General features: G+C 67.5%; 10 protein-coding genes, 1 other RNA gene and 2 pseudogenes. 6 read left to right on the plus strand and 7 right to left on the minus strand.

Annotation, left to right across the window (positions count from 1 at the left end):
- Nucleotides 1-352: 352 nt before the first annotated feature.
- The gene (locus tag DQP56_RS19820) at nt 353-1210 is read right to left on the minus strand and encodes an AbiV family abortive infection protein (protein WP_112688366.1); all 858 of its coding nucleotides are present in this window, start codon (nt 1208-1210) and stop codon (nt 353-355) included.
- Nucleotides 1211-1283: 73 nt separating this feature from the next.
- Between DQP56_RS19820 and DQP56_RS19825 the strand changes: the two are divergent.
- Nucleotides 1284-1561: pseudogene (locus tag DQP56_RS19825) on the plus strand (helix-turn-helix domain-containing protein); the annotation flags it as partial.
- 9 nt (nt 1562-1570) lie between these two features.
- On the plus strand, nt 1571-2209 hold the full coding sequence (locus tag DQP56_RS19830; RefSeq protein ID WP_112688368.1) for a uracil-DNA glycosylase family protein: 639 nt from the start codon (nt 1571-1573) through the stop codon (nt 2207-2209).
- A 203-nt stretch (nt 2210-2412) separates the two neighbouring features.
- On the opposite strand, the gene rnpB is transcribed toward DQP56_RS19830, so the two are convergent.
- Nucleotides 2413-2797, minus strand: an RNA gene (rnpB, locus tag DQP56_RS19835) — RNase P RNA component class A.
- 88 nt (nt 2798-2885) lie between these two features.
- Here rnpB and DQP56_RS19840 point away from each other — a divergent pair.
- Nucleotides 2886-3602, plus strand: coding sequence for a 2OG-Fe(II) oxygenase (locus DQP56_RS19840; RefSeq protein WP_112688370.1), 717 nt, complete (start codon nt 2886-2888; stop codon nt 3600-3602).
- Between the two features lie 25 nt (nt 3603-3627).
- Here DQP56_RS19840 and DQP56_RS19845 read toward each other — a convergent pair whose 3' ends face one another.
- Together DQP56_RS19845 and DQP56_RS19850 are read right to left on the minus strand one after the other, a co-directional pair.
- A complete protein-coding gene (locus DQP56_RS19845) occupies nt 3628-4257 on the minus strand; it encodes a class I SAM-dependent methyltransferase (RefSeq protein WP_112688372.1) in 630 nt (209 codons plus the stop codon).
- Complete coding sequence (locus DQP56_RS19850) at nt 4250-5164, minus strand: NAD(P)/FAD-dependent oxidoreductase (protein WP_112688374.1); 915 nt, start codon at nt 5162-5164, stop codon at nt 4250-4252. The genes DQP56_RS19845 and DQP56_RS19850 overlap by 8 nt, the downstream gene beginning before the upstream one ends.
- 215 nt (nt 5165-5379) lie before the next feature.
- On the opposite strand from DQP56_RS19850, the gene cysK reads away from it, so the two are divergent.
- From cysK to relB, 3 genes are read left to right on the plus strand one after another with little or no spacing between them, the layout of a single operon-like run.
- On the plus strand, nt 5380-6315 hold the full coding sequence (cysK, locus tag DQP56_RS19855) for a cysteine synthase A (RefSeq protein ID WP_112688376.1): 936 nt from the start codon (nt 5380-5382) through the stop codon (nt 6313-6315).
- Nucleotides 6316-6322: 7 nt separating this feature from the next.
- Nucleotides 6323-6907: a serine O-acetyltransferase EpsC gene (gene epsC, locus DQP56_RS19860; RefSeq protein ID WP_112688378.1), complete on the plus strand. Its 585-nt coding sequence runs from the start codon at nt 6323-6325 to the stop codon at nt 6905-6907.
- Nucleotides 6908-6955: 48 nt separating this feature from the next.
- Complete coding sequence (gene relB, locus DQP56_RS19865) at nt 6956-7528, plus strand: type II toxin-antitoxin system RelB family anti-toxin (protein WP_112688380.1); 573 nt, start codon at nt 6956-6958, stop codon at nt 7526-7528.
- 13 nt (nt 7529-7541) lie between these two features.
- Here relB and DQP56_RS19870 read toward each other — a convergent pair whose 3' ends face one another.
- The 3 genes and pseudogenes from DQP56_RS19870 to DQP56_RS19880 form a co-directional block, all read right to left on the minus strand.
- Complete coding sequence (locus tag DQP56_RS19870) at nt 7542-8651, minus strand: bifunctional RNase H/acid phosphatase (RefSeq protein WP_112688382.1); 1110 nt, start codon at nt 8649-8651, stop codon at nt 7542-7544.
- 24 nt (nt 8652-8675) lie between these two features.
- Nucleotides 8676-9410 carry a zinc ribbon domain-containing protein gene (locus DQP56_RS19875; protein WP_112688384.1) on the minus strand — a complete coding sequence of 245 codons (735 nt, stop codon included), beginning with the start codon at nt 9408-9410 and terminating at the stop codon, nt 8676-8678.
- A pseudogene (locus DQP56_RS19880) lies at nt 9407-9574 on the minus strand (Nif3-like dinuclear metal center hexameric protein); the annotation flags it as partial. The pseudogene DQP56_RS19880 and the gene DQP56_RS19875, both read right to left, overlap by 4 nt.

The following is a 9574-nucleotide window of genomic DNA, read 5'->3' on the forward strand; positions in this document are numbered from 1 at the left end:
TTGTCCCTAAGCTTCCGATCCATGTCGATCAGTGTGTGAACGAACAGTTGTTCAACCTTCATCGCGCCAAATCCCCTCGTGCGTACGCGAACCAAGCGTACCTTTGAAATGACATAGCTGTCATTTGAATTTGTCGATGGCCCAGCATCTAGCAATCAGCGCTTTGTCGGAGTCCCCTGTCGCGTCAGAACTTAGGTTGCGGCTGTCTAAAGGTCGCAGCGAAAATGCCGCGCAGCGAGACCGGGAGTGCGTCGTGGTGGAGCTGCCGGGACACCCCCTCCTCGGCGCGCCAGAACGACCACCGGCAGCGCCATCTTCGCCGCCCCCAGACGCCGATAGGCGTCCCGCCAGATCAACCTCCGTCGTCAGCGCCGTCGTTTAGGCCCAACTGATCGGCGAGTCTCATCAGCTCACGCGTTTCGGCTTCGTAGCCCCGCCTCCCAAGATTGGCAAACGGGTTCGCGCCAGGCTCGGGGAACCGCAGACGATAAGCGTCGTTGTTCAACACACCGGCTGGCTTTCCTGCGCGCAGCTCCTCGCACATTCTGTCCACCTGTGATGCAGGAACCACGTCGACTCCGGATAACAAATCGCGGAAACGGGCGATTTCCTCCTCCGACGCTGGGGGAACCGCTTGCACAGACTGCTCCTGCTGTGTTGCGACGATGTGTTCACCTAGCCTTAGCTGCCATCCGATCTGGTGGATGTGACCAATCACCTCCCGCAACGAATGCTCGTCAGCAGCCGCCTCCGGGGTTTGGATGCCTTCGTTGGCATCAACGTCGACGTAGAACCCGCGTTGTTTGAGCAAGTTGTGCTCTCGCGTCCACGATTTGACTTCACCAAGCCACTCGCGGATTGCCTCATGGTCGGGCGGCTCTGTCGCGAACCGATACTCTTCATCGACAAGGAATTCGTAGGCCAATTTGAGTTTGCTCTGATGGTTGGCCCAGAGCTTCCGCAGGCCCGCATCGACAAACGGCGCACCCTCAACCTCGTAGGCGATATCGCGACGCCGCTGATGGATGGCGATTGCCTTACCAGATTCCTCCAAGCCCAGGATCGCGAGCGACCGCGCTAGTCCCAAATTGCCGCTCTCCAGCATTTCCAGCGCAGCGGTCAAAAGCCGATCAGCGTTGGCCAACAGCTCATCTTGCAGTTCGATGACCTGCTCTGGCATGAGCGGCGGTAGCGCATTCTGTTTGGCCATGTGTCACTTACTAATAGCACGTTCACGCGGTTGACCTGGGACCTGAGCGCCCACCTCCTGGTCTCAAATCTAAGGTATTGACACCTCCAACGCTGCCGGCCGCATGGTCGCGGGTGTCTTGCGAGCTTGGCCGAACTGGAGTTGGAACTTGGCCGTGAGCGACGTGCGGCCGCCCGTGAAGCACGTCGAGCACGCGGGCAGGCCATCGGACGCCCCAAGGCGCTCGACGCCCAGAAGGCCGCGCTCGCACAACGGATGCACGCCAGCGGGGAATCAGCGACGACCATCGCAGCAGCCCTCGGTGTGAGCCGCGCGACTGTTTACCGAGTTCTTGCCCAAGAGGTCGGCTAGCCTGCCTGCATGGTCCGCCGGATGCGCGATGCAGAATTCAAAGCTAGCCAGATCGATCAGCAATCGGCCCCGCATATCGAACCGATCAATGCCTTCGTTGAACAGCTGACTGACCAGGGCGGGCAGGGTCGGCCACCGAAGGTGGCTCCTATCCACGGCGGTGTGGACGCCAAGATCCTCAGCGTCTTGAGTGACCCCGGAAAAGCCACACGGGAGGGTAGCGGCTCGGGATTCCTGTGTATCGAGAACGACGATGCAACAGCCGAAGCCCAATGCAAGCTCTTTGAGGCCCAGGGAATTCCGCCCAGTTGGGTACTGCCGTGGAACGCCTACCCGTGGTTCATCGACCGCGCTCCGAATGCCCAAGAAAAGAAAGCCGGAGCGAAGGTTCTATGCGAGCTCATTGACATGGTCGAGACTTTGGAAGTAGTGCTGTTGCAGGGCGGGGCAGCGATAAGCGTGTGGCGGCACGTCAAGAAGCTGCGCCCATCCTTGGACGCTGACCGGGGCCTGGTGATTGTCGAAAGCATTCACCCAAGCAAGCAAGCGCTATGGACGCCAGACCCGGCTGAGCGCCAAGCTCGACTCGAAAAGCAACAGAGGGCCTTTGAGCAAATCGCGCGGATAGTCCATGGCGAGGCGACGTAGTTCGCATCCCTTGGTCCGATCAGGCTGACCCACCCTCGGGGGTGCCCCTGAGCGCCCGTAGGAGCACGCCTGCCCGGTGCCACTGGTCCTCGACGCCTGACCTCCGGGAACGTTTCATCGCCCGAGATCACATGCTGCCGTGCGTAGCGTCTGCGTAGCGACGCCCGCCTTCAGCAGTGCATTACCTGGTAAATCTGCGTGGGCGGACGAGTTGGCCTGTAAGCCGGATTCTGTTCCGCACCGCGGGCGCGGTGCGGCGGCGACCATCCATCTGGGCACTCCGTCGCCGGGTACCTCGAGCGGCCTACCCGCAGATTCGGGCGAGCAGCCCTCGAACACCTGCGCGACCGCACGAAGTGCGGTCTTCTTGGCCTTGCTTCGGGTGGGGTTTACCAAGCCGTACCGGTCACCCGGCACGCTGGTGCGCTCTTACCGCACCGTTTCACCCTTACCACCAAAGGTGGCGGTCTGTTTTCTGTGGCACTATCCCGCGAGTCACCTCGGATTGCTGTTAGCAATCACCCTGCTCTGTGAAGTCCGGACTTTCCTCGACCCGCTCACGCGAGCCGCGGCCGCCCGGCCAACTCGTCCGCGCTGCTCACCGTACCGGCAACCCGTCCGCTGGGCCACCCGCAGCGCCCCGCCGCCGAGCCGGGCGGGCTTAGGCTTTGCGGTGATGACGACGACACCGTGGCGCAACCGGGTGGACGCCGGCGACTGGGAGGCCATCGCCGCCGAACTCGACGAGGTCGGCGGCGCGCTGCTGCCCCGGCTGCTGACGGCGTCGGAGGCCGCCCGGCTACGCCGGGTCTACCGCGATGACGAACGCTTCCGCGCCACCGTCGACATGCAGCGGCAGCGTTACGGATCCGGGCAATACCGGTACTTCGCCGCGCCGGCACCGGACCCCATCGATCCCCTCAAACGGGCGCTGTATCCACACCTGCTGCCGATCGCGCGGAACTGGGCGGCGCGGCTGCGGCGAGACGCCCCCTGGCCCGACGACTTCGACGAATGGCTGGATCATTGTCACCGCAGTGGGCAGACCAAATGCACCGCGCTGATGTTGCGCTACGGTCCCGGTGACTGGAATGCACTGCACCGGGACCTGTACGGCGAGTTGGTGTTTCCGCTGCAGGTGGTGATCAATCTCAGCGACCCGGACACCGACTACACCGGCGGGGAGTTCCTGCTGGTCGAACAGCGGCCGCGCGCCCAGTCCCGCGGCACCGCCACCCAGTTGCCGCACGGACACGGTTACCTGTTCACCACCCGCGACCGGCCGGTGCGCTCCACCAGGGGCTGGTCGGCGTCACCGGTGCGCCACGGCGTTTCGACGGTCCGCTCCGGCGAGCGCTACACCCTCGGGCTGATCTTTCACGACGCCGCTTGAAGAACACCGCGCGAGCGACAGCGCTTCAGCGGCGCCGCAGCAGGATCACGTTGTCGGTCAGCGTGGCGGTCTGACCGTCGGGCCCGACGGCGGCGCGCTCGGCGGTGCCCACCCGCAGCCGCTCCCACCGCGCATCGTCGAGGCCAAGCCCCGCCAGCACCTCCGCCACCGTGTCGAAATGGTGTGCGTGGGCCTGTTCGTCGGCCCACGGCGGCGCGGCACCGTGGTCGACGATCAGCAACCGGCCACCCACCGCCACCGCCGCGGCGGCCCGGCGCAGCACCGTCTCACGTTCCAGCCGCGCCGGGGAGTGCAGGAACTGGGCCGACACCAGGTCGAACCGGCCGGCCGGAAAGCTGTCGGACAGGTCGTGACGCTCGAAACGAATGTGCGGCAGCATTTCTCGTCGCCGCGCTGCGGCCCGGGCCCGTTCCAACGCGTTGGCGGAGACGTCGACGGCGAGCACCTGCCAACCCTTTTCGGCCAACCAGATCGCATCAGCGCCCTCGCCGCAGCCCAGCTCCAGCGCCCGCCCCGGCGCCAGGCCGGCGGCGATCTGTGCGAGCTGGACGTTGACCCGGCCGCTCCATATCCGCTCCTCGCCGTCGTAGAACTCGTCCCAGAACTCCTGCGCGTCGCGCTGCGGTTCAGACATCGCCGAGCGCCAGACTCTGCACCACTGCGGCTGCGGCTCGCGCTCCCGCCGCGATCGCCACGGCGACCTGCGGCATCTCGCCGGTCAGGTCCCCTGCGGCGAACACCCCGGGAACCGAGGTGCGGTACAGCGGATCCACGCCGATCGGGTCTTGGGTGGCCGGGCCCGGCGCGGTGATGTCCACGCCCAGTTGGGCCGCCAGCCGATCGCGCTGCTGCATGCTCGTGGCCACCAGCAGCCCGCGCCGCGGCAGTCGGCTGCCATCAGCAAACACCACCGCCGACAAGTCGCCGTCAGCTGCATCCAGCGCCGCCACCGGCCGCTCGTCGACCCGGATGCCGGCGCGCGCCAGCCGGGCGCGACCCGCGTCGTCGAGGTCGGCCGAACCGTCGGCCAGCAGCACGATGTCGTCGCTCCAGCACCGCAACAGCAACGCCAGGTGCACGGCTTTCTCACCGCGGGCCAACACCGCCAGCGGTTGATCGGCCACCTCCCAGCCGTGGCAGAACGGACAGTGGAAGACCGACCGGCCCCACAGCGGCGCCAGGCCGGGCAGCTCCGGTGGCTGGTAGGCCATCCCGGTGGCCAGCAACACCCGGCGGCACCGTTCGCTGGCCGCATCGGCCAAGTGCAGCACGAACTCGCCGTCCCCGGCCTCGACGCGGGCCACCGAACCGGAGCGGATCTGCACCCCGTAGCGCCCGAGTTCGCGGCGTCCGATCCCATACAACTCGGCCGGCGGGCGGCCGTCGTGACCCAACAGGCCGCCGATACTGGTGGCGGGCAGGTTGCTCTGCTCCCCCGCGTCGATCAGCAAGGTCGTGCGCCGGGCCCGGCCCAGCACCAGGCCGGCGCTGAGCCCGGCCGCCCCGCCGCCCACCACAATGCAATCCCAGATCTCTGCCATGCACCCGAGCGTGCCGGGGCGCTCCGGAGGCGGCAAGTTGTTTTGCTATCTAGGCAAGTATGTGAACCGGTTCACACCGCCGTCGAGGCGAAGATCGAGGTGTTCTGGCGGGCCATTCGTCGCATCGAAGCAGCGTGCTCCTAGCATCGTTTACGGGGTCTGTTTTGTGTGACCACGACGCAGCACCGGACGAGCAGCGAGAGATAAGGTCTCCTATGGGCAGGATCTACGACAACGTCACCGAACTGGTCGGGCATACACCGCTCGTCCGGCTCAACCGGCTCACCGCTGGCCTCGGCGCGGAGGTGCTGGCCAAGCTGGAGTTCTACAACCCGGCGCACAGTGTCAAAGATCGCATCGGGGTGGCGATCGTCGACGCCGCCGAGCGGTCCGGTGAGCTGCGGCCCGGCGGAACCATCGTCGAGGCCACCAGCGGCAACACCGGCATCGCGCTGGCGATGGTCGGTGCGGCCCGCGGGTACAAGGTGATCCTCACCATGCCGGACACCATGTCCACCGAGCGCCGGGTGATGCTTCGCGCGTTCGGCGCCGAGATCGTGTTGACCCCCGGCGCCGAGGGGATGTCCGGCGCGGTGGCCAAGGCGAAGCAGATCATCGCCGACACCGACAACGCGGTGGCAGCCGATCAATTCGCCAACCCCGCCAACCCGGAGATCCACGCGAGGACGACCGCCGAGGAGATCTGGTCGGACACCAACGGCGCAATCGACATCTTCGTCGCCGGGATCGGCACCGGCGGAACACTGACCGGGGTGGGTCACGGGCTCAAGCAACGCAAACCCGGGGTGAGGATCGTCGGCGTCGAACCGAAGGAGTCCCCGATCCTCACCGGTGGAGATCCCGGACCGCACAAGATCCAGGGGCTGGGAGCGAATTTCGTGCCCGAGGTGCTCGATCCGGAAGTCTACGACGAGATCATCGATGCCACCTTCGAAGACGCCCTCGAGGTCGCGCGCCTGCTCGGCACCGACGAAGGCATCCTCGGCGGGATCTCCGCGGGTGCGAACGTCTGGGCCGCAATCGAACTGGCCAAGCGCCCGGAGAACGCCGGCAAACTCATCGTCACGGTCATCCCCGACTTCGGCGAACGCTACATCTCGACGCCGCTGTTCGAGCACATCAGGGAATAATCGCCTCATGAGCCTGCTATCGGCGGTACGCGAAGACCTGCAGAACGCCCGGGCCCACGATCCGGCTGCGCGTGGGAACGTGGAGAACGCCTTGGTCTATTCAGGTCTGCACGCCATCTGGTCACACCGTGTGGCACACCGGCTTTGGTCCCGGCCCGCATTGCGTGGCGTCGCACGGCTGCTGGCCCAGTTCACCCGGTTGCTGACCGGGGTCGAGATCCACCCGGGTGCGACCATCGGCCGGCGGTTCTTCATCGACCACGGGATGGGCGTGGTGATCGGCGAGACCACCGAGATCGGCGACGACGTGATGCTCTACCACGGCGTGACACTGGGCGGCCGCTCGATGAAGCGGGGCAAGCGCCACCCCACGCTTGGCGACCGGGTCACCATCGGCGCCGGGGCCAAAGTGCTCGGGCCGATACGCATCGGAGACGACTCAGCGGTGGGCGCCAATGCCGTCATCACCCGTGATGTACCGGCGAACTCGATCGCGACCGGAATCCCGGCGGTGGTGCGGCCCCGTGCCGAGACCCAGCGTGAGCCCGGTGTCGACCCGACGGCCTACATCGATCCCGCGATGTACATCTGATCCGCGCCCGATTGCGTCGGCCGGCATCGGACGGCAAACTGGTTTGCCGTGGCGGCAACTGACGAGGGCAGCGTCGACCTGCGGGTGCGTCGCCGGCTGCGGGAACTCCGCACTCAGCAAGGCCTGACGCTCGAGGACGTGGCAACGCGCGCCCGCATCGACGTCTCGACGCTGAGCCGGCTCGAATCCGGCAAACGGCGCCTGGCACTGGATCACCTGCCCCGGCTGGCCGAGGCGCTGTCGGTCAGCACCGACGAGTTGCTGCGCGCCCCCGAACACCGCGACCCGCGGGTGCGGGGCGCCGCGCAGACCCGCCACGGCATCACCTACTGGCCGCTGACCCGACACGGTCCGGCCGGCGGCCTGCACGCCTTCAAGATCCGGGTCAACGTCCGGCGTCGGCGTCCGGCCGAGTTACCGGTTCACGAGGGACACGAGTGGATGTACGTGCTGTCGGGCCGGCTGCGATTGGTGCTCGGCGACGACGACTTCCTGATCGGGCCGGGCGAGGCCGTGGAATTCTCCACCTGGACCCCGCACTGGTTCGTCGCGGTCGACCGGCCGGCCGAGGCGATCATGATCTTCGGCGCCCACGGCGAGCGGGTGCACCTGCACGACTGAGCGCGCGCCGCGACTAGAGGTAGGCGGTCTGATTCACCAGCCGCACCGACGCGGGCCCGTCAGCGAAGAACTCGGCGATGCTCAACGACGCCAGGTCCAGGTGCAGCCGATAGAGGATGGCCGGACCGGCGTCCAGCGCCAGCCGCAGCACCGTTTTGATCGGCGTCACATGCGACACCACCAGCACGGTCGTGCCGGGGTGCTCGGCGATGATCCGGTCGCGTGCGCGCCGTACCCGCCGCTGCACCGCGTCGAAACTCTCCCCGCCAGGCGGCTCGGTAGCGGTGTCGGTCAGCCACCGCCGGTGCAGTTCCGGATCGCGCGCGGCCGCCTCGGCGAACGTCAGGCCCTCCCAGGCGCCGAAGTCGGTCTCGATCAGGTCCTCATCGACGGCCACGTCCAGTCGCAGCAGCTTCGCCGCGGCGGCGGCGGTGTCATGGCAGCGCTGCAGTGGCGAACTGATCACCGCCGAAATGCCGCCGCGCTGCGCCAGGAAGCGCGCCGCCGCGTCGGCCTGGCGCCGGCCCGTGTCGGTCAGTTCCGGATTGCCGCACCCGGAGTAGCGCCGTTGCACCGACAATTCGGTCTGCCCGTGCCGCAGCAGCAACAGCCTGGTAGGGGTCCCCGTCGCGCCCGTCCAGCCGGGCGCCGTGGGCTTATCCGACACCGGTTTCCCGGGATTCTCGGCCGTCGGCTCCGCAACGGCCGGGGCGGTGCCCTTGGCGGCGGCGTCCATCGCCTCATTCGCCAGCCGGTCGGCGTAGGAGTTCTTCTCCCGCGGAATCCAGGTGTAGCGAACGTGGTCGAACTTGGCCGCCAGCTCGCGGGCGCGGGTGTGCAGCGGGATCAGATCCGGGTGCTTGACCTTCCAGCGGCCGGCCATCTGTTCGACCACCAACTTGGAGTCCATGAATACCGCGACCTCGGCGGCGCCCAACCGTGCCGCCTCGGTCAGTCCCGCGACCAGGCCGCGGTATTCGGCCACGTTGTTGGTGGCCACGCCGATCGACTCCTTGATCTCGGCGAGCACCTCGGCGCGATCCGCCGACCACACCACCGAGCCGTAGCCGGCGGGGCCCGGGTTGCCGCGCGATCCGCCGTCGGCTTCGACTACAACCTTCATCCCACGACCCTCATCCGCGGCGCACTATCCAAAGTCCTTGACCCGCAGCAGGATCGCGCTGCACTCCGGGCACCGCAGCACCTCCTCGGGCTGGGCCGCCGAGATCCGGGCCAGCTCGCCGCGGTCGATCTCGATCCGGCAGGCCCCGCACTGGCCGCCCCGCAGCGGTCCCGCCCCGACGCCGCCGGAGGCCCGCTGCCGCTCGTAGAGCGCGAGCAGCTCACCGCCGATCGTGCCGGCCAGCTCCGCACGGGTCGCCGCGCGCTGGGCACGAGTCGTCTCGAGCTCAGCCGACGCGGTCTGCAGGCTCTGCTCCGCCCGGGCCAGCTCGGTGGCCAGCTCGTCGACCACACCGGTTTCGGCGGTCGCCTGCGCCTGCAGTTGCTCACGCTGTTCCAGCAGTTCCAGCAGCGAATCCTCCAGGCTGGCCTGACGCCGCTGCAGTGTCTCCAGCTCGTGCTGCAGGTCGGCGACCTGCTTGGCGCTGGTCTGCCCGGAGTCCAGCAACGCGCGGTCGCGGTCTGCGCGCTGGCGCACCGCGTCGATCTCGGACTCGAATCGGGCGGCCTGGGCGTCCAGGTCCTCCAGCGCCAGTTCCAGTGCGGCCAGCCGGTCGGCGGCGGCGGTGTGATCGGCCTGGATGCGCTCATGCTCCTGCTGCTCGGGAAGATGACCGGCCCGATGTGCGATCCGGGCCAGCTCGGCGTCGAGCTCGGCGAGCTCCAGAAGCGAACGTTGCTGTGCCACTTCAGCCTTCATCGCCGGTCTCCTTCGAGCGCGAGATTCCAGGGGTCGGTGCGCAACGCGCTGACGCGCACCGGCAGGGCAGCACCGAAGTGCGACCGGAGCACGTCGGCCGCCTGCGCGCACCACGGGTATTCACTGGCCCAGTGCGCCACGTCGACCAGCGCCACCGCCGACCG

The sequence above is a fragment of the Mycolicibacter senuensis genome (assembly GCF_003284925.1).
Taxonomy (GTDB): domain Bacteria; phylum Actinomycetota; class Actinomycetes; order Mycobacteriales; family Mycobacteriaceae; genus Mycobacterium; species Mycobacterium algericum_A.